This is a genomic window from Gottfriedia sp. NPDC056225 (assembly GCF_042267765.1).
Taxonomy (GTDB): Bacteria; Bacillota; Bacilli; order Bacillales; family Bacillaceae_G; genus Gottfriedia.
Window position 1 is genome coordinate 40,196 of the sequence record NZ_JBHJTJ010000007.1, and the last position, 25,022, is coordinate 65,217.

Genomic DNA, 25,022 nt, shown 5'->3' on the forward strand with positions numbered 1-25,022 from the left:
ACTATGTATAATTAAATCTAAAAATAAGCCAAAGGAATGTGTTAATTTAATACAGCATTATTATTCTACCAAATTAGAGTAACACAAATTGTGACAATTAGATGTCATTTTCTATAGAATTTTGTTATATTTGTTACGTTACAAACAAAACATAGGAAAAATAATAACTATTTGGAGGCATTATGCTTACTTACGAAGAAAAAATTAAAATCATCGAATCATTTCCAGAATTAACTCAAAAACCTGTTTCACTTGGGCGTACAAACTACCAATTTGAAGAAAGTTTAAAAGAAAAAAAGAACGTTGTTTTTCATTTACATCCTAATGGTAATGGATTTGTATATGCTGAAGGAATTAAAGGATATAAAACAAATGACAAAGGCATGGTAAATATAAGAGACTTTTCTGAAAACGAACTTCGTACAATTTTATCGAAGTCGATTGAAAGCCTTTCTGTTGAACCAATTTTTGATGAATACGAAGAAGAAGTCGAAGAAATTTGGATAAATGAAAATGGACAAACCCTTAAATTAGTCTCAGAAATGGACATGTGGAATGTATATGCAGGAGAAAATCTTGACGGTACCTTCAACAGTTACGGTGAAGCTTGTGAATATTTAGATGAAGAAGGTTTTCAAATAAAATAGTACAAAATTAAAAAGAGCTTGGAAATTCCAAAGCTCTTTTTTTAGCCATTTTTAGTGTAGTTCTGTTTGAGATTTGCTTCCTTTTTTAGAACGATACTCGTTCCCTTTTGTGTTATCTCCACTCGCTGGTGCTTGGCCATGAAGTTCAGGTGCATTTTGATTTTTACTACCTTTGCTACCATTTTTGCTTGTCATCATTCTTCCTCCTAATACTATTTCATAAATAGATTCCCATATTAAATAAGAGATTATTCAAGGAATTTAAGCACATAATAACAAAAAAGGAGGGTTAAACATGGCAAAAGGGCATACAAACAAAGGACCACAGAAAAGTTCTGTCGATCAATTTGGACATTCAGAAGAATCTGCATACTCAAAGAGCAAAAAAATGGAAGAATTTCATAAGAAAAATACCGAAAAAGAAAATTAACTTGAACACTTATTTGACTTGCTTATTTTCCTTCAACAAGTCATTATATAGGTAAGATGAAATTGGAGGAAAACTAAATTTATGAGCGAAAATAATGAAGTGAAAAATGAACCGAAAAAAGTAAGTCTTCAAGACTTAATGAGACAAAAATTAGCAAATAAAAAACAGCAAAATTCTAACTCTAATATGGGTTTAAATGCTGTTAAGGATACGACTAAAAAGAATCAAATTGCAAAAAAACCTAACAATCAACGTAAACGTATGGGTGTTTAAAAAATAATGAGGATGTCCTATTTTTAGGGCATCCTCATTTTATATAGTTATAATGTTGATTTAATGAAAAAATGCGAAGTGCAAGAAGTTATTCGTGCAATTAAGAAATTAGAAACTGCAAATAAACGTTAAGTGCAAATAAAAATAGAGAATCCGCAAATAAAATTGGTAAGACTGCAATTAGAATGACCAAATCTGCAATCAAATTTAGTAAAACTGCAATTAAATTACCTGTATCCCCACTTTGATAGGATATTACCCATACCGGTTACCGGTATCCTGCCTTAATATTTGTTCAAAATTAGATTACAAAAAGAGAAAATGAATAATTTTGTTCAAACTCTTTCCAATCTGACTAAAAAAGTGAAGAAAACTACGAAATTTTATAAATTGGATTTATAAAATCAGCTCTAATAGGAATCCGCCACCAAAATACCTCTTTTTGCTTCTACTCAGACTGAGATCAACAATTTTTCTCAATTTAAAAAGGGCTGCCCAAGTATGAGTTGCACTAACCTTTAGGACGCCCCCTTCTATTTTGTAAAACTTCAAATGTCTTCTAAAAGGTTTTGATTTGTTTTATTTTCACCAAATGTAAGTACTTCTTCTACAGGTTGATAAGCTTCCCCATAAAAATGTGTATCCCTATATGTATGAATCATATTATAAGTTTTTTTCATCGCTTTAAAAATCATTTCTTCACTCTCATTATTTGGCGACCAGTACAAAATTTCCATCGAATTTATTTCTTGAGTAGCAAGTGAACGTCTATTGTAGCCAATTGATTGGGCATGCTCAAACCCTTCTCTTTTATAAAAACGAAGCCTTTTTTCTGTATCCGTATCTTCATAATTTACAGGTTCAACTTCTAAAATAATTGGTTTTCCCTTCTTTTTAAGCATATTAAGCAGTTTATTACCAAGTCCTTGACCGCGCGCATCTTTAGAAACAAATAAGTAATCTATAAATACAAAGTCTTCCAGTTCAACATACATCAACACATGATGAGGTCCTTCTTCTTTATGATAAATATTTGAACGCTCTTTTAATAATGTTTCCATGTGCTCTTTTGATTTCATTTCTTCAACAGGAAAATACTGATTCAGTTTTTCATACCAATGCATCCAAAATCTCCTTTTCATATATGCTGTTTTAAAGGAAGTATTTGAAGTATTTAACATTTTCATGCAAGTAAAGTATTAATTATTAAAAAGATCATGTAAAAACTTTCCACTACTTCAAAATGATCTTTTCCCCTTTCTTGAGTGACTACCTGTAAACAAATTAATAACCCCTTAAATTCAATAATTGGAAAACCCAAACGAGTATGTGTTACCAGTTTTGAAAAGTTTTACACTATTTCATCCTTACTAGTTTTTTTGCTTTTCTAACAATCCTTCAAAAAATTCAATTTTTCTATCTACCCTTCATAATTATTAAGCAACAGATTAATTTATTTAATACTTAAATTAACTTATTGAATTAAATTATAAAAAAATATAAATATTTTTAAAGTTTTTGTTTGAAAATTTAAATATATGGTGTATTATATGATTAAATAAAAGAAAGGAGAATTGTATGGCGTATCCTTTACTTACAAATTGTCCTGTTTGCCAGAAGACGCTTAAAATTACTAAGCTACAGTGTAACCATTGCCACACAACGGTTGAAAATGAATTTGAAGTTTCGAAACTAGCGGCTCTTGGCCAGGAACAGCTTCATTTTATTGAGATTTTTCTTAAATGCAGAGGTAATATCAAAGAGGTCGAAAAGGAGCTAGGAATTTCCTATCCGACTGTGAGAGGAAAATTAGATGAAATTATCTCAGCTCTAGGCTACTCCTCTCAAAAGAAACCAGAAGTAGATAAAACAAAAATTGTAACATTATTAGAAAAAGGCGAAATTACGGCGGAGAAGGCCATTCAATTATTAAAAGAGGGGGAATTATAATGGATGAAATTTCTAGAATCTTAACATTGGTAGAAGAAGGTAAAATTGATAAAGACAAAGCGAGTGAATTAATTAATATATTACAAGTTAAAGATCAACCTGAGTTTGTAGCAGCAAAAAAAGAAGTACCTTATGGAAATAAAATGTTAAAGATTCGTGTGACTTCTGATGTTGGCGATAATGTAAATGTGAATTTACCAATTAATCTAGTAAAGGCTGTTTTAAAAGTAGGTACAAATATCGCTGAAAAAATACCGGAAGCAGAAAAATATGTAAAAGATATTAATGTTGACCTTCTAATTGAAGCAATCGAAAACGAATTAGTAGGACAGATCGTTGATATTACTTCAGCTAATGGTGATAAAGTTTTTGTGGTTATTGAGTAGATTATGTTAAGAGTCAAGTTGAAAGTTAACGAAAAACGTTTCTCCATCCCTGTTCCCTATTCCGTTTTAAATTTGGCTTGTTTAATTATTACATCAAAAAAGATTAATCAATTAATTAATAAAGCAATCGAAAAAGAAGGTAGTAAATTCATCTTCCCGAAAATTGAAAGAAATGATTTGAAGCCATTGTTGCAGGGTCTTTCTAAAAACCGTGGAGTCACCCTTGTTGAAACGAAATTGAAGGATGGAACTGAGGTCGTAGTAAAACTTTAAGATCACATTTTTAGTATTTGACTTTTTGACCATCTTTTAGCACCTGAGCTCATGGTCGTTCCAACTTGAAAAGTCTAATTTCCTGTAAGAAGTGGAGAAATTAGACTTTTTATAAAAAAATAGACCTTCAACTAAATAACGCATAAAAATCAAAGGAACTTTAGGCAAAGTTCCTTTTTCAATTTTATTTATTAGATTGGTTCATTCTATATTTTCAAGTAACTCTTTATAATATTGTCGTAAACTTTCTTTTAAAATAATGGGCTCAATGATTTTGACTGTTTTGCCTAATTTGGCAAGATATTTAATGATAAAACCTAGTTCGTTTTGCTCATATGTACCAATTATATATGTTTTTTCAAACTCATTGATTAGTTTCATAGATGGGTAGTGTTCCTTTTGAAATAATTCGATTCCCTCTTCATTAATCAACCATTTAAATTTAACAGCGTTTTCTGATGGTTTCCAAAGCGAATGTGAATTTAACTTCGTAATTTCCTTTAATTCCTCTAACGGCTGAATTTTAGTTATTTCAGCTGATGAAATGCGATCGCAACGGAAAACACGGTACGCAATTTTATCCATATCATAAGCTTGACAATACCAATATTCCTTCAAAACGTATATAGCAATCGGGTGAATAGTTCGAGATATATTTTTATATACAATTTTAAGTACAATATTTTGAACAGCTGCCATTAATAATATTTCTAAATGTTTACATTCTTCGATTTGTACGGCATTTTGAAAAGATACTCGATTTTGCATCCGCTCTATTTCCTGCTTTTGATTTTCCGACAGTTCATTGATGAATTTTTCATGTATTGTTCGGTAGGATACTTGAAATGGCAAATTCGAATAGCTTCCAAGCGCCTGCATAGCAAAGTAAAGCGCAAGAATTTCTTGAGTATTAAAAGAAATAGGTGGGAGCTTCATCTGATTCAGTATACGATAACCTCCGTAACGACCGTATTCTGCATAAAGCGGTACACCAATTTCCTCTATAGAAGCTACATCTCTTAAGGCTGTCCTTTTTGAAATCTGAAATTCCTGCATTAAATCCTGAAGTGTAAAATGCTGTTTTTGATTAATAAAGCGAAGAATTTGATTTATTCTTTCTGATTTTTTCATAAAAACCCCTCTTAATGGTGCCTAAAATTGTCACCTTTAGACAGTATACTTGTAAGTGTAATGAATATTGTTTAAGAAAACAATATGAACTTATTTATGATTGGAATATTTCCAATGATCTAAATAAGAAAAAATTCACAATAACTAAAGGAGCTATTATTATGACTGTACAATTAAACTCATTTTTAATGATGAATGGCAATGCAAAGGAAGCAATTGAATTTTACAAAGAAGCTCTTGATGCAAAACTTTTATTTAGTCAAACTTTTGGAGATGCACCAGAAGACTCTAACTCCCCACTTCCAGAAAACTTAAAGGATTTAGTCGCACACGCAATCTTAAAAATTGGTGAAACGAATATTATGATTGCAGATCTATTTCCCACTATGATTTATCGAAATGGGAACAACGTGAATATTTGTATCACTACTAATGAAATAGAGAAAACCAACACTTTTTACAATTCGTTGAAGGAAGATGGCCAAGTGGTTATGCCGTTGCAACCTGTCCATTTTAGTCCAGCTTATGGCATAGTAACTGACAAATACGGGGTAACTTTTCAAATTTTCACAGCTAAATCAGAAGATGCAGTAAAAAGAGGACATCAAAAAGAAATTTAAGTTATTAATACCTCAATCTTTTACCTATCATAACGTTAAGTTAGCGTTAAATTAGAAGGAACTTCATTCATTGCGAAGAAGTTCCTTTTTCATTGTAAACTACCTCATTTGCTAATCTTTCACCCTTTATTTTTGATGATTAAAAAATAATCTGATTTTCTCAAAACTAAAAATACCAAATCAATTTTTATTAAAGAATAACTAAAAATTCTATGAATAAAATGGTTTGACGGGATGATGGTGTAACATTGCTAGCAAGCATATAGATTGGTGCGCATCAGGAAATTAAGTAACTGTCGAATCTATATTGGAAAGGCGGGGTTGAATGAAAAAGAAAGCGCTTTTTTCCATTCCAATTAGTTTGCTACTAATCGCCATGATTGTCACTTCGTTTTTTTTAATTCACATGAAACCAAACACAAAAAATGTATCACAAGCACACAAATTAGCCGTTTATACAAAATCTTCAGTTGTACGAATTTTAGATTATGCAACTGTCAAATGGTCTTTCGATTTATCCGATCAGCGTGTGATTAATGTTCTTCAAAAAGATGATTACAAAACATCAGTATCCGATTTAGGCTCCGGTGTCATTATTAGTTCAAATGGATACATCATCACAAATTCTCATGTGCTAGAAAGTTCACATATTATGACAGATGATGATATTGGAACTAATGCTTTTGATATAATTGTGAATGAAGTAGCATCTGCAAACAATTGGGACTATGATCAGACTTACGATTATATGTATAAAAATACAACATATAAAGTAATCGAAAAAGGAACATCTGTCTATTTACCTGATGTAAATGAATCAATTAAAGCAGAAGTTAAAATGAATACATCGTTAACTAATGCAGCACAAGATGTGGCTGTATTAAAAATTGATGGAAAAGGCTTTCCAACCATCCCTCTAGGTGATTCTGATTCCCTTCAAAGTCAAGATCAAATTTGGGTGATTGGTTACCCAGCCGCAGCAGATTCTAACTTATTTTCAGATGATTCATTACTTGTCCCAACAATGAACGAAGGGCAGATTTCAGCCATTTCAAAAACAACCAAGCAAGGCACACCAGTAATACAAATCAATGCTGCTGCAACACACGGAAATAGTGGTGGACCGGTTATCGATCAGAATGGAAAAATCATCGGATTGCTCACATTTCGCGGTGACACCGTAAACGGTCAAGAAATACAAGGGTTTAATTTTGCTATCCCAGTGAATACAATTAAAAAATACATTGATTTATTAAATGTACCTCATTCAAGCAGTAACACTGATCGATTATTTAAAGAAGGAGCGGAGTTGTATTGGGGTGGTTATTATAAAGATGCTCTACTAAAATTCCGTGCTGTCCAAGAAATCTATCCAAAGTACGCTGATATCAACCAATTCATCAGTGATTCTGCACAAAAATCTGATAGTAGCAAAATACTGTGGACTAATTATAAGGAGGCCTTTCTTCAATTTTATGTAATTTCAATTTTAATCATCATCTTTTTACTTATTTATACATTTACTTCTAATTCAAAACAAAATGTAAAAAATCCAACATTAACTGATCAAGATAAGGACGGTTGACTTTATTGAAAACACTGATATTCGTCATTTAAAAAAGGACTGTCTATATTTTGACAGTCCTTTCGCATTTTAATTTTTTTGTTTAATTAAATCTCTAATCTCAGTTAATTGATTCTCTATATTGGTTAGTCGACTTTGCATATCATCAATCTCTTGTTCTGCTTTATAATTTATAGCAAAATCGATAACAGATTCATGTTTATCTCTTACTGCTTGACGGTTTTGACTCATCATAATGACTGGTGCTTGAAATGCTGCAATAAATGATAGACATAAGTTCAGCAAGATAAAAGGCGCAGAGTCAAAATGAAATGATTTCGTAAACGATAAGCTATTCCAAATCATCCAGGCAGCAAGTGTACTACTAAACCATATAATAAATTTCCAACTGCCACCAAATTGCGCTATTTTATCTGCAATCCGATCAGACAATTTTGTTTTTTGTGTGTAATCACTATCTAAATGGTGCAGAATTTCTGACTCATAACGATCCACAAGTCGATCAATACGTGATAAGTTTTCTTGGTTTAAATCAATATCAAAACCTTGTATTTTTTTTGGTTTCTCAATTTGTTTTTTAAAATTAATTTGCTTCCAAATGTTTTGTACCATGCTTTAAAACCTCCTCTTTTTTAGAGGAAGCCACGTTTCAAAAGCTTATAAAAGGCGGACTACATTTTTATAAAGTAATCCTCCTCGGATATTCAATTGTATGACTTCCTCTGATGTCGGTAAATTATCCGACTCACCTATACTGGGACTACCCATAAAAATGTTCCACCTCACTTTTTTTAGTAAAAATACTCTTCTTATTATATGACGACTTATCCATTTGGACTATACTATTTTACCAAAAAATTGGTATATTCCTATATATATTTATTCCAAATTTTCGATATTCCTTTAATAAGTCGCAAACGTGATCATAATTTTATCCACTATCAAATACGATATCATACATTCACTAAATTTTTCATAAAAATGCTTGATTTTTCTATTACTTTTTAAATCTTCAACATTTCCAACTTTTTCTAAAAAAATCCTCAATCTACAAAATAACCGTATAGATTCGGCATTACTACTACTTAAAAACATAAAAAAAAATACAACTATTCATTAGTCGGATTGTTACTAGCACTTTATTAAAGTTTTTTAGTTTAGTAGTTACAAAGTTTTTACCAATTCCTTCAATACACCATATGAGAGTTTATTAAGTTCCAAAAATTAAGGATGTAAAAGAAATCTTAAATTCGATCGTACGCCAAGTACTATAAATCCAATCCCTAACAAAAACCATAATGACCTCACTAACCAAACTGGCAAAAATCTTAAAAATCCACCAAGAACAAATGTTAGTATTAGACCGAAACAACCTAAAACCTCATTTCCATAAATCGTGATCTCTGCAGCATTACTTAAGTGTTCTTTATTATTTTCAGTTGTATATATGCCCTGTGTGATTAGTAGTAAACCTGTAATACACAGTCCTACTCGAATTACCCAGTTAATCGACCACATAAATCCTCCTGATTGATAAAATTAACACGCTTTTATTGCTAAAAGTTTTAACGTTACTAAAATCTTTTGGATCATAAATTTTACATTTTCTTGAATGTAAGGATTATTCGTACCTTCATGGTAATTGTATAACGTTTTACTAACATTCGCCCTGAAATATGTACGGTGTTGAGGATTTTAATAAACTCTCTACACCTCCAGGATGATAGGGCATTAAACTATTAGCGGTATTTATGTCTACCCATTTTACTTCTTCAATTTCGTTCTGATCTTTAATAGTAATTTCTCCTCCAATTATTTTCGCTGAGAATGTAAACATTATACCGTGATGCCCCTGCGTCTTAAAAAATGCTTCATTAATTGCATTTATGTTCACTACTTCAACAACTAAACCGGTTTCTTCATTTATCTCACGTATAACTGCCTGTTCTATGGTTTCTCCTTTTTCTACTGCTCTACCTGGTAGTGACCAAGTAGAATTTTGATTTTTAACCATTAATACCTTCTCTGCTGTTTCGTCATAAATAAAAGCATATACTACATCTACTCTCTTCATTAATAACACCTCTTGCTATTATTCTAAATAACTATTTAACATTTTATTTTCTTAAACTATGCTCTCTAAAAGTATAATAGGAACTAATGTTATCGTGTGTGAAACATGGTACATATATTTCCTACAATTAACTTTTCTTGATATTGGATAATTCGTTAGATACTTGTTATTTCCTTTTTGGAACAACTCTGCTATTTACTTCAATACAAAACAATATACAATACACCTATTGTCAAATGGTTAAATTAATGTTAGGATTGGTTCTATCAAAATAAATTTTAATGAGGTGAGGATAACAATGAAAACAAAAAATTATATGTCTTATCCTCATATTACTATTTAGTTATTTTTTTATGAAAAAATTAGATCAAGCTCTGAGGGTAGGATTCACTCTCAGGGCTTTTATATTTAGGCAAAGGATTGTTTAATCTTTCTTGCCGACCTATTTTATGACAGCCACTTACTGAGTGGCTGTTATTTTTTTGGAAAAAAATTACTCAAGACAACAATACTGGTAAGGTTTTAATCGTTTGTCTTACAAATTAATTTGAAATCTTTTAGGGGGAATATGTATTGAAATTGAATTACTTAGATTGGAATTTTTGTCATGGAAAATTTCAAACAGTGCCTGTTTATGTTTAAGCAGGCTAATATTTGGAGATTAGGGGTCAACTCGTTTTATCGTTACTTTGTTCCAAAGGATAAAGGGCCCCCCACCCAAAGGAAAGATTTCCGTTATTCTCTGTTTTCCAAATATGAAAGGATGATGCTTTATTAAAAGACTTGCTCAATATTTTCGCTCATTACAATCAGGACAGTCATCTTACAGTATGATTTATGAAGACCCAATCTATTGGAATAATGATGTTGCCTATTACATTGAAAAAACACATAAACTCACACCGGATAAGCCATGTATCACCATAAAAATACCGTTTGATCGTCTTGGCTTAGATGAAAAGATGGATCAAGTTGTTCTCTCAGATTTTGCGTTAAGAGAATGGGTTGATCATATTGAAACATTAAATGAATTGATTTATAACCGTTCACGAACCGATAAAGAAAATGGTGCGTTTTATTGTTTTCGTCCAACCAATGTGTTGTTGAAACGCAATGTATCCTTTGTCGAGCTCATCTCGGAAAAATGGTATTTATGCATAATGATTACAGTACAGCTTCCATTCAAGGATAATAATAAAGCTATGCGAATGCTATGCAAAATGCTTCCAAAAGAAGTGGAGAAGTTTATTACAAAGTTTGATCTCATAAAATTGAATACTGCCATGGATTTAGTAAAAAAACAAAATATGATTCGCGATTGGCTAAAAACCAATGGTTATTGTGCATTTATTGGGAATGGCAGCATTTTGCCAAGAAATAAAGAAAAAATTGGTCCACTAGAGGGTGCTTTGCCTTTTACATCCCCAGAAGATGTTGAAGTTGAAATTAAAGGTATGCGCGGAATGGGTATAAAACGTGGTGTCACAGTCATCACCGGTGGTGGCTATTCGGGTAAAAGTACAATGTTGGATGCACTAAATTCTGGGATTTACAACCATATTGTAGGAGACGGACGAGAATTTGTCGTTACAGATCAAAGTGCAATGGAAATTTCTGCAGAGGAAGGCCGTTCCATAAAAAATATCAATATTACACCATTCATAAAATGGATTCCAAATAGCTCGGCAGAACAGTTTTCTACTGACTATGCCTCTGGTTCTACATCTCAAGCTGCAAATATTATGGAAGCAATCAATTATGGATGTAAGCTTCTTCTTATTGATGAAGATCGAAGTGCGACCAACTTTATGATTCAAGACATCAAAATGCGTTCATTAATTAAGCATGAGCCGATTACACCTTTTACGGAACGTGTTAGGGAACTTTATGAGGCTGTTGGCGTATCTTCTATTCTTGTAATTGGTGGAAGCGGCGAATTTTTATCCGTAGCCGATCAAATTATTTTAATGGATAACTTTATGCCAAAAAACGTAACGCAAGAAGCAAAAAATTTATGTGAACATGACAAACCACATGAACGTATTCCCCTTACAAACTGGGAGATAGAAAGAAAAATAAACACCGATCACTTTTCGAGCTATCCACAAGGTAGCGGTACAGAAAAACTGATTGTTTCAACGATGGGATACATGATGATAGGCGATGAACAAATTGATATCAGAGGACTATACAATATCACATCACACGCCCAGCTTGCAGCTATTGCCTTTTTAATTCGAAAAATAGCCATAAATAAACAAGATCGCCACATCTTACTTCATGAAAAGATCAAAAAAGCTCTCGAAGACATGGAAAGAGATGGAGTGGATATTGTATTTTCTTCCTTTTTTCCTGGTTTCGAAAGATGGCTTGAATTACCTAGAATTAATGAAGTATTATCTGTCATAAACCGAATGAAACATTTGAATTTTATTCAGCCGGAGCCATCTGAACAACTCTAAGTATGTCTTAATTATTTGATTGTCTTATAGGAACTTAGAAAACTATCAAACTAAAAAAAGATTTATGATAAATAAAGAACCCGTTTTGATCAATTTTCATCAAAACGGGTTTTGATAATTTAACGTAAGATGTGGGTTTGTGATACCGATAGTGTTGTTGCATTATTCCCTAACTATCAATTACTTTCTCTAAATAAGTCTTAAAAATTTCTACATTCCAATTATTTCTTTTGGCAGACTCAACTGACTCTATGGCATATTCGATTGCTTTTTTATGATCAACATGGGCAGCTAGCGCCTGTGTATTTCGTAGATTTGTTTGTGATTTGTGCATAAACTGGAGGTTTTTGTTCATTTTGTTGGGTGTTTTGTGCATAAAGTACGGAGATTTTTTCATAAAGCAGTTCGTTTTGTGCATAAGGCGTCTGCTCTATTTGGAGAAGACCCTTTCAAGTCTAATCCGTGCTCAAGCAATGAATGCAGATCTATCAATTCATCATTCAGTTAAAAAAAATTCGATATTTTCTCTGCTAAATCATTAATTTCTGATTCAAAAAAGAGAATGATTTATATAACCATTCTCTGTTATCTACTTATTAATTTGTTTGCTCTGCATACTTTTTGAAATTGTCTAGAATAGATTGCCATCCTTGTTTTTGAAACTCAGGTGGATTCGTTGTTTCAGGATCGAATGTTTCAATTACTTCTGTCTGGTTTTCTTTTTCTCTAAAGGTGATATTTACTTTTCTTCCATCACCTAGCGTATAGGCAATAAGTTCATGTCTTTTTACATCATCATAGATTCCTCCAAAATCGAAACCAAAACTGCCATCCTTTGCTTCCATTCTTGAACAGAATTCTCCGCCAACTCGTAAATCATTCTCAGCCCTTAGTGTGTGCCAGTCCTCTGAAGGAGTGTTCCATTTTTTGATATGTGTTGGTTCTGTCCAAAATTCCCAAACCTTTTCTACTGGTACATTAATAGTTGTTTCAACTGTTACTTTTTTAGTTGTATCCATTTTATTACCTGCCTCTCTTCGATAAAAAATAATTTAAAGAAAACTTCCAATTGTCAGGCCTATTGTATATGCTTTCTGAAAGTCACAATTTCTTAATCCACTAACGAGTTAAGTATAACCAATTAGTAACGGAAATAGTTTAAGTACTTAGTAATTCAACTATAACAATGCAATAGCTGAATAAAACTACTCATTAATACCTTTCTTTATGTAATTAATACCTATAAAAAAGAATATCAAACTAATAACCAATGGAATGAGTCCAATAGTAAATAATACCGAACCAAATGGACCTATACGCCAGTTATAATATGCACCATATGGTTTAGCTACATACAAAGAATAAACTGCTGCTGTAATAAGTGTCATTCCAAACAAAAGAATGCTTGATAAAATTCCGATCCCACCGATAAAAAGGTTCTTCATTTTTATTTCTCCCTGATATTATGTTTAATTTATTAAATTCGAGTCCTAGAAGAGGAATCCTTTTTATTAAACTATATTGTCAATTAGTACAAAAAAATAGATAGCCTTTGTAGACGATCATTGTATACCTAACCCAATGCATTTAGTTCCAAAAGTAGATTTTATGGATTTCGATTCTCCGTTGAAACATTTTTATTCCCAAGTTTGTGTTCGATAACCTTTAACAAAATTCCTATGTTAAGTCCAATTAAGATAACGCTCATAAATAATAAAGTTAAAATGGTTATATGTAATTTTTACGAGTCAATTAAATCACTTTTTCTGATTGATTTAAAGGTAGTTTAGAAAATTATACCTACACACTGGGGAATTGTAACTTAGACGAATTTCCCATTTTTCATTGAAATTTGATTATCCTTAAGCATTTAAACTGTCATTATGTTACATAAAAAGCCCTATAACAAAACGACAAAAAAGACAAATTCGAATTAACGAACTTGCCCTTTTATTAATTAATTTTTTCTCCAAACTTAAGTTTCCAAACTACATAAACTTAACTTTGTTTTTATCAATTAACTTAAAAACTTTTTTTAGTCTAAGGATTATTATAAAATCGTATTTTTCAACGCATTGTACATATTTTCAACGTGCTCATCGACTTTGTCGCGTGACATACGTAGTCTTTCAACGGAAGAGCCATATCCAATTTCTTGTTTGCCATCTTCTAATCCTTTAAAAATTCCATCTGCGAATTCACTTAAAGGTTCGCCGTGAGTATGCAATCCCGCTCCGCCTAAATCTGTATTAACTGCTGGAGGAGCAATTTCAATTACTTCTACAGTTGAATCAGATAGTTGGTGTCTCAAGCCAATTGTAAATGAATGGAGTGCAGCTTTTGTTGCCGAATAAATTGGAGCAATTGCCAAAGGAGTAAAAGCTAATCCTGATGTAACATTAATAATAGCCGCTTCTTGTTTTGTAGCAAAAAATGAAGCAAACAGCATGGAAAGGTGAATTGGAGCTTCGATGTTTGTTGTGATTTCATTATTGAAATATTTCCAATCGTTTTTCGCATCTGCTTTTAAGACATTAAAACGTTGTTGAATCCCTGCATTATTTACTAATACATTCACTTCTGGATAGTTATTTGTTACCCAATCAAACAATAAAGCGCGGTCTGATTCAGTGCCTAAATCACTTACATGAGTAATAAGCTCTGGGAATTTTTCTTTTGCATCTTTAAGAACATTTTCTCGTCGACCAATAATAATGACTTTATTTTCTAATTTTAAAAAGCGTTCTGCAATAGCCAATCCAATACCAGTACTTCCCCCTGTAATAAGGATTGTATTTCCTGTAAGTTTCATTTTATTTCCTCTTTTCCTGACGTTTTTAAAAGGACACTTATCCTTTTTCTTGTTCAGTACGTTTTAGATAACGATTAATTTTCAAATCAATACCCTCTAATGATTTTGTCATTAACGAAATTTCTTCTAATACTGCCTGCTTATGATTTTTCATCATTTCAAGTCGTAATTCCGTCGTTTGATCACCTTCCACTACCCAATCAATATATTGCTTTATACTACTTATAGACATGTGCGTATTCTTTAAACAAATCACTGTTTCAAGAAGTAACATTTGATTTTCTGAGAACAGCCGTCTACCTGCATGATCACGTTCAATTAGTGGGAGTAGACCCTTTTTTTCGTAATATCGTAATGTAGATTCTGTAATATTAAATTTTGCTGCCGCTTCACTAATTGAACAATATTTCATAACTGTCCCCCATAAAATATTTCTTTCATCGTCGACATGATTATCATACGACTTAAACCATAGTTTAAGTCAACAAAAGAAATAAATGAATTATCGCTCATGAAATCATTTTTTTAGTATTAAGTAAATTTTTATGTATGTAATATGAAGCTTACCGATTAAAAAAGTAATGAAAAAAATGAACTAATAATTATTTACATGTATACATCATCCAAAATCCAATATCTTCAAATCCAATTCGTTTATAGATTGCACCCGCTTGAGGGTTATCATAAAACAAACACAATTCTTTCCCTTCTTGTAAAAGGGTACTACAAAGCTTGAGCATACACTTTGTTGCATACCCCTTTTTCTTATAGCTTTCTAGCGTTGCGACTCCTACAACCATTGCTGACAAAGTATTTTCCGCTGCAGTTGAAGCACTTGATAACATTTTTCCATCTTCCTTAATAAAAAATGAACGTGAAGTACCATCAGTCAATGTTCTACGTTTTCTTTCCACTGAAATAATCGAATCACTAAATTCAGGAACAGATGTCAATAATTTTACAAGTTCTTCTGCATCTTTTGGTGATGCTTGTTGTACATTTAAAAATTCTCCATGATTAGTTAAAATCAATCGTGTACATTTGGCGTAATATGTTTGTCTTTTTGTTTTAAGCTCTTTAGTTAAGTATGGCTCAATTTTTCCAGTAATCTCTTTGAGACCAGACATATACTTAAAGTCAGGATCATTCGAAATAATCTCTGCAAATTCTTTTGCACTAAATGAATCCGCTGCAAATGGGATATAGTTTTCTTGGTATTTTAACAATATAGCTACTAATTCTCCATGAGAATTAAACTCTCCCCAAACCTTCTGAAATTCTTGGTCATATCCATAAGCTTCAATGTCACCAATAATAAATAGATTTTCAGCGCTTCTAGACTTTAATAAGTTAAAACAAACCTCATGATCACTCTGATTAAGTCTTCTTATCATTGTTTTTCTCCCCCCACATAGTAAAAACAAACAAAAAATATTTTCATCATTTTACAGTAAAACGAACATAATGAAAAGGGAAAAATTAGTATTTTCTAAACTTTTAAAAAATAAAATCTTGCATATCATCTGAATGATTACTAGCCTATTAATTATTTTCCTTCACTACTTCTGGATAATATTGAAAAATAAGATCTTCTTTCGATAAATCCGTTGGCACTCTTATAAAGCGCGAATACAACTCAGTTCCCGTTTGAAGTTTTTTATCAAATAGTTCATAGCAGTCTAGGATTTCAATGAATTTCCATTCTACTGTTTCACCAAATTGATTCAAGTATTCAGTTTCATTTTTTAAAGCTTCTTTTTCACCATTTAAATAGGCTTGTTCCACTGCAGGAGCTTTTATTAGAAGGATGGTTTCCTCAAATGTATTAAGATTATCGATTTCATAATTTATTTTTTCTGATGTAGGATTTCCAGATATTTTACATTCATATAATACTTTTACTGCAAACCATTCCCATTGTTGTGTCATTTTTTTTCGTAATCTTTTATTCATTTTCTCTCTCCTAATTAATTACGATTTATCTATTGTATTATCTTGTTTTATTCAAAAAAAAGACAACATATAGCTGCCTTTATAATCTATTAAAATTAAAATTTCACATTATATTCATCGATGAGAAGGCCACGATCCTTGCATTTTTCTAAGTTGAATAATTTGACCTGTATGATAGGCTTCATGAAGAAGTATATCCATTAGCTTCGTTTCGAAGGAATCTCTATTTAGTTCTTCTTCCGTAATATTATTTAATCGTTGTCTTAAACTTAATTGGGCATTTTCCAAACGTTCAAATACTTTTTCCCATTCGTTTTTATGATTAGACTGTTCAGTAAAGTTAAAGGTTTCATCACCATCTAGTTTTTTTGTCCATTCTCTACCTTCTAAGTTTGCTACTAACCTCTCTTTATAATAAAGCAGATGATTAACGTTTTCCCAGATTGATTTCGTTGCCTCTCCAGTAGGTTTCCAGTTAGCTTGTTCAGCACTAATTCCTTCGATTGAATCTTTTAATGGCGCAAACCAGCTTTCCTGATCATACGTTTTGTCTAAAACATTTAAAATTAAATCTTTTCGATTCAAAATCTACTCCTCCTTAAACTCGATTAATTTAAGAAAATTACTTCTGTAGAGTCGCGGTAACCACTGTTAATTTATTCAACATAGAGTAGCCTTTTCCTTTTATTATATCGAACTTATAAAGACATTTGTATTTTGTATCAACTCTTTCTTTAAATATAAAAAAGAGCCAAAACGATGACTCTTTTCATAACTATTCAAAACATTAGTTTTTATATAGATCTATAAATTGAAGAATGAATAAAACTAAAAAAATAGCAGACACCAACCCAATTTTTTGAATCTTGGTTCTTTTTCGAAACCATTTCCATCTATTATTCTCTTCGTTAACATTTCCAAATTGAAAATACATCAAATAATCAATTGTACTCATTATTAAAGCTCCTAAAATAATCCATAAAATATGTGACATTTAATTTCTCCCTTAGTATAAATAGTTTCTAACTTTTAATTAATTATACTTCAACGATTATTAGTTGTAATTTGGGGGAATTTCATGGTTTTTCAAATAAAACTCTTCTACAAACGTAAAAAAGACGATAAATTATCACTTTATCGTCAGAACAAGATCATTTAATAGTTGAAGAATAAACCTCATATCCTCTTCCAATATCCTTTACACTATGAGAATCTGAACCATACATAAATTGGATATTTAATGAATTTGCAATTTCAACTACGTGATTTGGTGGATAAGTTTCACCACAATATTCTTTAAATAGTCCCGCGGTATTATAGTCTAAAATATAATTTTTTTCTTTTACTAGCTTTAATACTTCAATTTGTTTATTTATTATTTTTTCGGTATCTTCACACTTTAAAAATTGCATAAACTTATTACATAAAGTCATATGTCCGATTCGTGTTGGTTTAAGTGGGCCTAGATCATCTAAAATCGATTGTTTCACATTATCGTAGTAAGCAAGTTGAAACGCTTCTACACTACCATAGTAATTTACTAGGCCGCTCAGTGTATCTTCAGCTTTATAATCTATACATTGCCATCCATCTTTCCCTTCCAAATAATGAATAGATAATAGACCCGTATCACAATATTTACCGTATTCTTTTAAAAATTGTTTAAACCATACCGATTCGCTAGGTAAATAATCGTATTCAAAGCCGATTTTGATTCGAATTCGATCTTTGTATTGATCTCTTACTTTAGTCATTTCTTTTATATAATCGTCTACATCATTTTCAGACATTGAAAGTGATGCAACTGCTTCATCTGGCTTTAAAACATTTTGAAATGATGACGGTATTGGAGTATGCTCAGTGATATGGTATTCATCGAAACCAAGTTCAATAGCTTTCTCAATCATTAATTGTACATCGTCTCCACTTCCGTGTGGACAATATTGTGTATGAGTGTGTCCATCAATCTTCAAGATTTTACTTTCTCCTTTCTGTTGATTAAACTATTGTTTATTTCTTCAAGTTTTATTCCCTTTTCTACCATTAAGACCATTGTGTGATAGACAAGATCACTAATTTCATAAATTAATTCCTCTGTTCCTTCATTTTTAGCTCCGATGATCACTTCACTTGTTTCTTCACCTATTTTTTTCAATATCTTATCAATTCCTTGATTAAATAAATATGTAGTATAAGATCCTTCAATTGGATTCTTTTTTCGATCAAGAATTGTTTCATAAAGATTTGGTAAATAGGATGGAACTTCGTTTTGAGTATCATTTTCTTTATTTAATAATAATTTTTCTAAAAAACAACTATAGCTTCCTGTATGGCATGCAACACCTACTTGCTCAACTTGCAGTAAAATTGAATCTTGGTCGCAGTCATACGATACTGATTTTACATATTGTAAATTCCCTGATGTTTCACCTTTTTTCCATATTTCTTGGCGACTCCTACTATAAAAGGTTGCAAATCCTCTTTCAATTGTGAGATTAATTGATTCATAATTCATATACGCTAGCATTAATACTTCCTTTGTATCTACATCTTGAACGATTGCTGGTACTAAACCTTGTTCATTAAATCGAATCTTTTCTAAATCAAACATGTTTGCTCCTCCTATAGTCGAACTGGAATATTTTTTTCATTTAAATAGTTTTTTAGGTCTTTAATCTCGATTTCGCCAAAATGGAATACTGAGGCAGCTAATACACCATCCACATTTGCGTATTCAATCGCGTCGTAAAAATGTTCTAATTTACCAGCTCCTCCAGATGCAATGACAGGAACATTCACTGCATTCGTAACTTTTTGGAGTAATCCAATATCAAATCCTCTTTTCATACCATCTTCGTTAATACTATTTAGAACAATTTCACCCGCTCCGAGTTCTACACCCGTCTTAGCCCATTCAATTGCGTCCCACTCTGTTTCTTTGCGCCCACCATTTATAAACACTTTATATTGACCATCACTATTTAACTTTGCATCAATTGAAAGGACAACACACTGTGATCCAAAGCGAGCAGATGCTTCATTGATTAAATTCGGATTTAAGATTGCAGCAGAATTAACGGATACTTTATCTGCACCATTTCTTAAAAGTTTAGTAAAATCATCTATTGAGCGTACCCCCCCACCAACGCTGAAAGGAATACGTAATTCTTTTGCTACCTCTGAAACAAATTGCAATGATATATCTCTTTCTTCATTTGAAGCTGTAATATCATAAAATACTAATTCATCAGCACCATTATCACTATAATATTTTCCAAGTTTAGTAGGTGAATCAACATCTTGAATGCTTGAAAATTGTTTTCCTTTTACGACACGTCCATTTCGAACATCTAAGCACGGTATAATTCTTCTTGCAAGCATTTAAGTGCCTCCTCTACAGTAAATTTTCCTTCATACAATGCTTTACCAGAGATCGCACCATAAATATTTAATTGACTGAGTGTTTCAAGATCATTTAACGTACTTACTCCACCTGAAGCAATAATATTTAAATTCGTTTCTTCAGCTAATCTTTTATATGCTTCAATATTTGGTCCACTTAGCATGCCATCCTTTGATATATCAGTGTATACGACTGTTTTCACACCTAGTAGTTCTAACTGCTTACAAAATTCAAAGCTGTCTTGATTAGTTGACTCCTCCCAACCATTTATAGCAACATAACTGTTTTTTGCGTCTACGCCTACAATGATTCGATTTCCGTATGTAGAGATAGCTTGTTCTAATAGCTGTCTATCTTTAATCGCAGCTGTTCCTAAAATTACACGTTCAACTCCTAGTTCTAACCAGAACGAAATTGATTTAAGCGATCTGATTCCTCCACCAATCTGAATTTTCAACTTCGTATTTTGAACGATTTCTTTAATAATTGAAGCATTTTTTCGTTCACCAGTTCTTGCACCATCTAAATCAACTATATGTAATACTTTTGCGCCAGATTTTTCAAAATCTAACGCAACCTCTAGTGGTGAATTTTGATAGATTACTTTCTTATTAAAATCTCCTTGCTCGAGGCGAACACAATTACCATCCTTTAAATCAATTGCTGGATATAGAATCATATAAACACAACTCCTTAAATGCTTTTAATAGATTAAGACCTGTTTCTGCGCTTTTTTCAGGATGAAATTGCATACCGTAAATATTACCGGATTTAATGACTGCTGGGATTTTGACCCCATATTCAGAGTAAGCTAGCAGTTCATTATTTGAAGAACTAACATAAAATGAGTGTACAAAATAGACATACTCACCTTCATTTACATACTTAACTAATGATTCCTCTTTCGTAAAATTTAATTTATTCCATCCCATATGTGGAACTTTTACAATATCCGGTATCTGTTTGACCTGACCTTGAATTAAGCCAAGACCATTCGTTCCTAAGTTTTCTTCACTAAATTCATATAGTAATTGCATTCCTAAGCAAATCCCTAAAATCGGCGTGCCACTTTTTGCTTTAGACTTTATAATCTCTATTAGACTAAGACTTTCTAATTCATTCATCGCTGCTTCATATGCGCCAACGCCTGGTAGAATAATAGATGAAGCTTGCTTTATCACTTCAATTTCATTACTGATCAATACTGGAAAACCAATTTCTTCACACGCTCTTTTTAAAGAGTCCAAATTACCTACACCATAATCAATAATAATATTCACTTATAACATTCCTTTCGTGGAAGGTAACTTAGACGAGGTCACTTCTACCGCTTGTTTAACTGCTCTACCGAACGCTTTAAATAAAGCTTCAATTTTGTGATGATCATTTTCCCCGTATAAAACTTCCATATGGCAATTCATTTTAGCTTCAGAGCTAAGTGCCTTAAAAAATTCTTTGAAGTTTTGTGTATCAATCATTCCAATTCGCTCTCTTACTGTTCCATCATTATAAACAAGATATGGTCTATTACTAAAATCTACTACTACTCTTGCTAATGTCTCATCCATTGGAATATAGCAAGAGCCGTAACGATTAATGCCAATTTTTTCTCCTAATGCATCTACCAATGCTTTACCTAATGCAATTCCAACATCTTCTGTCGTGTGATGGTCATCAACTTCCAGATCACCTTCACAAAATACTTCTAAATCGATCCCACTATGGAATGAAAATAAAGTTAACATATGGTCTAAAAATCCAATTCCAGTCTGAATATTACTTTCCCCATCACCATCTAAATTTAATGATAAACTAATTTTTGTTTCTTTTGTTTGTCTTGAAATTACTGCAGTTCTCACTCTGAATCCTCCTCAAATCGAATACTTATTGCTTTTCCATGTCCAAATAGTCCTTCTTCTTCTGCAATAACTTCAATGTGCTTTCTTGCTTCCTTTAAAGCTTTCTTATTGTAATAAACAACCGACGTTTTCTTTTGAAAATCATTCACATTTAAAGGTGATGTAAATCTTGCAGTTCCACTTGTTGGTAAAGTATGATTCGTACCAGCAAAATAATCGCCAACTGGCTCAGGCGTGTAGTCACCTAAAAAAATAGCACCAGCGTTTTTAATTTGATGAACGATTGATTCCGGGTTTTTGATCATGATTTCAAGATGTTCAGGCGCTAGCTTATTAACCAGCTCAATTCCTTCTTCAATTGTTTTAACAACTAGTATTGCTCCATACTGTTCGAATGAACTTTTAATAATTTCTTTTCTTGGTTGTTCTTCTAATAAATTTGGTATTTGTTGCTGAATTTTTAGAGCAAACTCTTCTGAATTTGTAATAACAATACTAGATGCCATTTCATCATGCTCTGCTTGCGCCATTAAATCGGCAGCAATAAATCTTGGATTAGCTGTTTCATCTGCTAATATAACAACTTCTGTTGGACCTGCAACCATATCAATTCCAACTATTCCTGAAACACTTTTCTTAGCAAGTGCAACATAAAGATTTCCTGGACCAACTATTTTGTCTACCTTTTCAATTGTTTCCGTTCCATATGCTAGTGCACCAATTGCTTGTGCTCCACCAACTTTATAGACTTTTGAAACGCCAGCTAATTTCGCAGCTACTAGAATTGAGGGCTTGATTTTCCCTTCTTTATTCGGAGGTGTTACAATGACAATCTCTTTTACCCCTGCTATTTTTGCGGGAATTACATTCATTAAAACAGTAGATGGATATGCCGCTTTACCTGCTGGTATATACACACCAACTCTTTCAATTGGATGAATTAATTGTTGTACATAAGAATTTTTATCGTTTATTTTATAGCCATCTTGAAGTTGTTTTTCATGGTATCTTTCTATGTTCTTCTTAGCTTCAGCTAATGCAGTAACTAGTTTTTCATCAGTTTGTTCTAACGCTTCATTAAATTCTACTTCACTTACTTCAAAGTCTTTTAGTTTGACTTCGTCGTAAATTAAAGAATATTGACGTACAGCTTCATCACCATTTTCTTTCACATTTAATAAAATTTTTTCTACGCTTTTTGTGATCTCAACAGTAGGTAAATTAGTTCGGTTTATAATACTTTCAAGTTTATCGCTTTTTTGATTAATCGATAATATTTCCAGCATATACAATCTTTCCCTTCTTAATTTTTTCGAGAAACTCGGTAATTCGTAAGTGGTTAAATCTGTAACTTACACGATTTGAAATGACTCTAGCACTAATCGGAATCATTTCTTCTAAGATCACTAATCCATTCGCTTTTAAAGTACTCCCTGTTTCAACTAAATCAACTATGATATCTGACATTCCTACAATGGGTGCTAATTCAACTGACCCATTTAAGTAAATTAATTCTATATTTTGCCTCAACTGAAAATATTTTGAAGTAATATTTGGATACTTTGTTGCGATCCTTAAAGTTTCTTCACCTCGATCGAGTAGTGTTCCTGGAAAACCAGCTGCTGCAAAGACGCATTTTCCAAGTTCTAAATCCATTAGTTCATATACATCCTTCTCTTGTTCTAGCAAAATATCCTTTCCAACAAAACCAAGATCACAAACTCCTCGTTCAACATAAGTAGCAACATCTACTGGTTTAACTACCAAATATTTAATTTTATGTAATTCGTCTGCAAATATTAGTTTTCTAGTTTTAGAATCAATTACTTTTTGAAACCCTGCTTGATTTAATATATTAATAACCTCATCTTCAAGTCTTCCTTTTGCAACTGCAACAGTTAGCCAACTCATTGTTCATCCCTCATTTGACATGTTATCCAAGCATTTGTATCAATCGAAAAGCCGATTGCATCAATATTGTTTTCCGAATCTTCAGACACTAGAAGATAGCGCCCACCACTTAAAACCTCTTTATTTAACTGATCATAATAACCTTTAAAGACGATGCCGTCATAATAATCAAATTCATTTACGATTGATAAATCAATCAGTATATTTGGGCTAATTTCTTGAAACTTGATTAACTTTTCAACAGCAATTTCCATTTCTTCGTTTAAGATTAAGCTTCTCAGTACTGAATGAAGTTTTTCTCCCTTACCTTGCAAACTAAATAATTGTTTAAAAACATTTCTAGCTTGAGGAGGAAGATGGATTGACTGAATAAATCGTTCTAACTCATCTATGTTTTTTAAATAAATTAGCTTTTTCAATTTTGTTTTTTGAGATTTTGTAAAGTTACATTCTTTAAATAATCCTTCTATAAAACCTGTATGGCCAATTTCTAAAATAAATGGAACATTACTTAGTAAATCAATTGCCATAATAACTACTTCAATTTCTGACGCTTCTGTAATTTGACCTAAATTTTCAATACCGAACTGCTTAATTTCATCAATTTCTACACCATTATTTCGATAAATTGTTGATTGATAAAATACTTTGCACTTCTCATCTTTTTGTGCAATCGGATAAATTTCTTTCATCAATGTACTTGTTATATCAGGCCTTAACAATAAAATTTGTTGCAGGCGTGTTAAAACGACAACTAAGTCTTCTTTTGCTAATCTTGGGTTTCGACTAGAAAATGAATCATACTCTTCAAATAGCTGTGGATGAAACGGGATATATCCCCGCTCTAGTGCATAATCTTCCATTTTTCTTTTATATCGATAATTAATTAAGGACTGCATTAATTTCTGATCCAATCGAAATAACTCCCTTCTAGAAAAATAAAAAGGCCATACAGGTTAATGCCTGTATGGCCTTCTGGCACGACACAAGCACCTTCTTCGATACACGAATAGGGCTTGCATCTATGGTCAATTTTTGTCCATAGATTCAAACCCTGGGTGGATGATGATGTTGTAGCCCATTATTCGTGCGTGCAAAAAACATGTTCATGTCTCCTTTTTAAGTTTTATTTTTATTCATCTTAATGAATTTGGTATAAGTTGTCAATCCCTTTTGAATAATAAAAATTTTGGAAGGGTTTACATTACAAATTTTTAATTTTTAAATCTATTATACTAAAATGTATTTTCCCA

Annotated in this window: 33 protein-coding genes; 9 read left to right on the top strand and 24 right to left on the bottom strand. The window is 32.0% G+C overall.

Annotation, left to right across the window (positions count from 1 at the left end; all coding sequences use genetic code 11):
• Positions 1–182: 182 nt before the first annotated feature.
• Complete coding sequence (locus ACFCYN_RS07175; RefSeq protein WP_172445154.1) at positions 183–647, top strand: hypothetical protein; 465 nt, start codon at positions 183–185, stop codon at positions 645–647.
• A gap of 51 nt (positions 648–698) precedes the next feature.
• Here ACFCYN_RS07175 and ACFCYN_RS07180 read toward each other — a convergent pair whose 3' ends face one another.
• Positions 699–842, bottom strand: a complete 144-nt coding sequence (locus ACFCYN_RS07180) for an imidazoleglycerol-phosphate dehydratase (protein WP_098117379.1) — start codon at positions 840–842, stop codon at positions 699–701.
• Between the two features lie 100 nt (positions 843–942).
• On the opposite strand from ACFCYN_RS07180, the gene ACFCYN_RS07185 reads away from it, so the two are divergent.
• Together ACFCYN_RS07185 and ACFCYN_RS07190 are read left to right on the top strand one after the other, a co-directional pair.
• Positions 943–1,077 (top strand): hypothetical protein, encoded by a 135-nt coding sequence (locus ACFCYN_RS07185; RefSeq protein WP_257131755.1) that lies wholly within the window; start codon positions 943–945, stop codon positions 1,075–1,077.
• 81 nt (positions 1,078–1,158) lie between these two features.
• Positions 1,159–1,350 carry a hypothetical protein gene (locus tag ACFCYN_RS07190; RefSeq protein WP_172445155.1) on the top strand — a complete coding sequence of 64 codons (192 nt, stop codon included), beginning with the start codon at positions 1,159–1,161 and terminating at the stop codon, positions 1,348–1,350.
• Between the two features lie 548 nt (positions 1,351–1,898).
• Here ACFCYN_RS07190 and ACFCYN_RS07195 read toward each other — a convergent pair.
• On the bottom strand, positions 1,899–2,474 hold the full coding sequence (locus tag ACFCYN_RS07195; RefSeq protein ID WP_172445157.1) for a GNAT family N-acetyltransferase: 576 nt from the start codon (positions 2,472–2,474) through the stop codon (positions 1,899–1,901).
• 454 nt (positions 2,475–2,928) lie between these two features.
• Here ACFCYN_RS07195 and ACFCYN_RS07200 point away from each other — a divergent pair, with 454 nt between their 5' ends.
• From ACFCYN_RS07200 to ACFCYN_RS07210, 3 genes are read left to right on the top strand one after another with little or no spacing between them, the layout of a single operon-like run.
• Positions 2,929–3,300, top strand: a complete 372-nt coding sequence (locus ACFCYN_RS07200; RefSeq protein ID WP_098117382.1) for a DUF2089 domain-containing protein — start codon at positions 2,929–2,931, stop codon at positions 3,298–3,300.
• Positions 3,297–3,686, top strand: coding sequence for an SHOCT-like domain-containing protein (locus ACFCYN_RS07205; RefSeq protein ID WP_375948538.1), 390 nt, complete (start codon positions 3,297–3,299; stop codon positions 3,684–3,686). Before ACFCYN_RS07200 ends, ACFCYN_RS07205 begins: the two co-directional genes overlap by 4 nt.
• An 18-nt stretch (positions 3,687–3,704) precedes the next feature.
• Positions 3,705–3,959 carry a hypothetical protein gene (locus ACFCYN_RS07210; RefSeq protein ID WP_375948432.1) on the top strand — a complete coding sequence of 85 codons (255 nt, stop codon included), beginning with the start codon at positions 3,705–3,707 and terminating at the stop codon, positions 3,957–3,959.
• Between the two features lie 201 nt (positions 3,960–4,160).
• Here the strand turns inward: ACFCYN_RS07210 and ACFCYN_RS07215 are convergent, their stop codons facing one another.
• A complete protein-coding gene (locus ACFCYN_RS07215) occupies positions 4,161–5,090 on the bottom strand; it encodes a helix-turn-helix transcriptional regulator (RefSeq protein ID WP_375948434.1) in 930 nt (309 codons plus the stop codon).
• 161 nt (positions 5,091–5,251) lie between these two features.
• On the opposite strand from ACFCYN_RS07215, the gene ACFCYN_RS07220 reads away from it, so the two are divergent.
• Positions 5,252–5,710 carry a VOC family protein gene (locus tag ACFCYN_RS07220; RefSeq protein WP_172445161.1) on the top strand — a complete coding sequence of 153 codons (459 nt, stop codon included), beginning with the start codon at positions 5,252–5,254 and terminating at the stop codon, positions 5,708–5,710.
• 325 nt (positions 5,711–6,035) lie between these two features.
• Positions 6,036–7,295: a S1C family serine protease gene (locus tag ACFCYN_RS07225; RefSeq protein ID WP_375948436.1), complete on the top strand. Its 1,260-nt coding sequence runs from the start codon at positions 6,036–6,038 to the stop codon at positions 7,293–7,295.
• A 69-nt stretch (positions 7,296–7,364) separates the two neighbouring features.
• On the opposite strand, the gene ACFCYN_RS07230 is transcribed toward ACFCYN_RS07225, so the two are convergent.
• From ACFCYN_RS07230 to ACFCYN_RS07240, 3 genes are all read right to left on the bottom strand, one after another.
• Positions 7,365–7,907, bottom strand: a complete 543-nt coding sequence (locus ACFCYN_RS07230) for a DUF1003 domain-containing protein (RefSeq protein WP_172445164.1) — start codon at positions 7,905–7,907, stop codon at positions 7,365–7,367.
• Between the two features lie 612 nt (positions 7,908–8,519).
• Positions 8,520–8,813, bottom strand: coding sequence for a hypothetical protein (locus ACFCYN_RS07235; protein WP_375948439.1), 294 nt, complete (start codon positions 8,811–8,813; stop codon positions 8,520–8,522).
• 139 nt (positions 8,814–8,952) lie between these two features.
• A complete protein-coding gene (locus ACFCYN_RS07240) occupies positions 8,953–9,369 on the bottom strand; it encodes an NUDIX hydrolase (protein ID WP_375948440.1) in 417 nt (138 codons plus the stop codon).
• An 830-nt stretch (positions 9,370–10,199) separates the two neighbouring features.
• Between ACFCYN_RS07240 and ACFCYN_RS07245 the strand changes: the two genes are divergently transcribed.
• Positions 10,200–11,831 (top strand): P-loop domain-containing protein, encoded by a 1,632-nt coding sequence (locus ACFCYN_RS07245; RefSeq protein ID WP_375948442.1) that lies wholly within the window; start codon positions 10,200–10,202, stop codon positions 11,829–11,831.
• A gap of 169 nt (positions 11,832–12,000) precedes the next feature.
• On the opposite strand, the gene ACFCYN_RS07250 is transcribed toward ACFCYN_RS07245, so the two are convergent.
• From ACFCYN_RS07250 to ACFCYN_RS07335, 18 genes are all read right to left on the bottom strand, one after another.
• Positions 12,001–12,249 (bottom strand): hypothetical protein, encoded by a 249-nt coding sequence (locus tag ACFCYN_RS07250; RefSeq protein ID WP_375948444.1) that lies wholly within the window; start codon positions 12,247–12,249, stop codon positions 12,001–12,003.
• A gap of 178 nt (positions 12,250–12,427) precedes the next feature.
• Positions 12,428–12,850: an SRPBCC family protein gene (locus ACFCYN_RS07255; RefSeq protein WP_375948446.1), complete on the bottom strand. Its 423-nt coding sequence runs from the start codon at positions 12,848–12,850 to the stop codon at positions 12,428–12,430.
• Positions 12,851–13,036: 186 nt separating this feature from the next.
• Positions 13,037–13,276 (bottom strand): hypothetical protein, encoded by a 240-nt coding sequence (locus ACFCYN_RS07260; protein ID WP_172445169.1) that lies wholly within the window; start codon positions 13,274–13,276, stop codon positions 13,037–13,039.
• A 605-nt stretch (positions 13,277–13,881) separates the two neighbouring features.
• Positions 13,882–14,643, bottom strand: coding sequence for an SDR family oxidoreductase (locus tag ACFCYN_RS07265; RefSeq protein ID WP_172445170.1), 762 nt, complete (start codon positions 14,641–14,643; stop codon positions 13,882–13,884).
• A 37-nt stretch (positions 14,644–14,680) separates the two neighbouring features.
• Positions 14,681–15,055 carry a MerR family transcriptional regulator gene (locus ACFCYN_RS07270; protein ID WP_172445171.1) on the bottom strand — a complete coding sequence of 125 codons (375 nt, stop codon included), beginning with the start codon at positions 15,053–15,055 and terminating at the stop codon, positions 14,681–14,683.
• A gap of 190 nt (positions 15,056–15,245) precedes the next feature.
• Positions 15,246–16,037: a GNAT family N-acetyltransferase gene (locus ACFCYN_RS07275; protein ID WP_375948449.1), complete on the bottom strand. Its 792-nt coding sequence runs from the start codon at positions 16,035–16,037 to the stop codon at positions 15,246–15,248.
• Positions 16,038–16,185: 148 nt separating this feature from the next.
• On the bottom strand, positions 16,186–16,596 hold the full coding sequence (locus ACFCYN_RS07280) for a DUF4288 domain-containing protein (RefSeq protein WP_375948451.1): 411 nt from the start codon (positions 16,594–16,596) through the stop codon (positions 16,186–16,188).
• A gap of 114 nt (positions 16,597–16,710) precedes the next feature.
• Positions 16,711–17,181 (bottom strand): DinB family protein, encoded by a 471-nt coding sequence (locus ACFCYN_RS07285; RefSeq protein ID WP_172445174.1) that lies wholly within the window; start codon positions 17,179–17,181, stop codon positions 16,711–16,713.
• 202 nt (positions 17,182–17,383) lie between these two features.
• Positions 17,384–17,590, bottom strand: coding sequence for a hypothetical protein (locus ACFCYN_RS07290; protein WP_172445175.1), 207 nt, complete (start codon positions 17,588–17,590; stop codon positions 17,384–17,386).
• A gap of 157 nt (positions 17,591–17,747) precedes the next feature.
• Positions 17,748–18,569, bottom strand: coding sequence for a histidinol-phosphatase HisJ (gene hisJ / locus ACFCYN_RS07295; RefSeq protein ID WP_172445176.1), 822 nt, complete (start codon positions 18,567–18,569; stop codon positions 17,748–17,750).
• Entirely contained in the window at positions 18,566–19,207 is a 642-nt protein-coding gene (gene hisIE, locus ACFCYN_RS07300; protein ID WP_375948454.1) for a bifunctional phosphoribosyl-AMP cyclohydrolase/phosphoribosyl-ATP diphosphatase HisIE, read from the bottom strand. The genes hisJ and hisIE overlap by 4 nt, the downstream gene beginning before the upstream one ends.
• Before the next feature lie 11 nt (positions 19,208–19,218).
• Complete coding sequence (hisF, locus tag ACFCYN_RS07305; protein ID WP_172445178.1) at positions 19,219–19,977, bottom strand: imidazole glycerol phosphate synthase subunit HisF; 759 nt, start codon at positions 19,975–19,977, stop codon at positions 19,219–19,221.
• Positions 19,947–20,678, bottom strand: a complete 732-nt coding sequence (gene hisA / locus ACFCYN_RS07310) for a 1-(5-phosphoribosyl)-5-[(5-phosphoribosylamino)methylideneamino]imidazole-4-carboxamide isomerase (protein WP_375948456.1) — start codon at positions 20,676–20,678, stop codon at positions 19,947–19,949. Before hisA ends, hisF begins: the two co-directional genes overlap by 31 nt.
• Positions 20,656–21,279: an imidazole glycerol phosphate synthase subunit HisH gene (hisH, locus tag ACFCYN_RS07315; protein ID WP_172445180.1), complete on the bottom strand. Its 624-nt coding sequence runs from the start codon at positions 21,277–21,279 to the stop codon at positions 20,656–20,658. Before hisH ends, hisA begins: the two co-directional genes overlap by 23 nt.
• Positions 21,280–21,858 (bottom strand): imidazoleglycerol-phosphate dehydratase HisB, encoded by a 579-nt coding sequence (gene hisB / locus ACFCYN_RS07320; RefSeq protein ID WP_375948459.1) that lies wholly within the window; start codon positions 21,856–21,858, stop codon positions 21,280–21,282. It abuts the gene before it with no gap.
• Positions 21,855–23,141 carry a histidinol dehydrogenase gene (hisD, locus tag ACFCYN_RS07325; RefSeq protein ID WP_375948540.1) on the bottom strand — a complete coding sequence of 429 codons (1,287 nt, stop codon included), beginning with the start codon at positions 23,139–23,141 and terminating at the stop codon, positions 21,855–21,857. The genes hisB and hisD overlap by 4 nt, the downstream gene beginning before the upstream one ends.
• On the bottom strand, positions 23,122–23,769 hold the full coding sequence (hisG, locus tag ACFCYN_RS07330) for an ATP phosphoribosyltransferase (RefSeq protein WP_375948460.1): 648 nt from the start codon (positions 23,767–23,769) through the stop codon (positions 23,122–23,124). The genes hisD and hisG overlap by 20 nt, the downstream gene beginning before the upstream one ends.
• Complete coding sequence (locus tag ACFCYN_RS07335) at positions 23,766–24,683, bottom strand: ATP phosphoribosyltransferase regulatory subunit (RefSeq protein WP_375948462.1); 918 nt, start codon at positions 24,681–24,683, stop codon at positions 23,766–23,768. Before ACFCYN_RS07335 ends, hisG begins: the two co-directional genes overlap by 4 nt.
• Positions 24,684–25,022 lie beyond the last annotated feature (339 nt).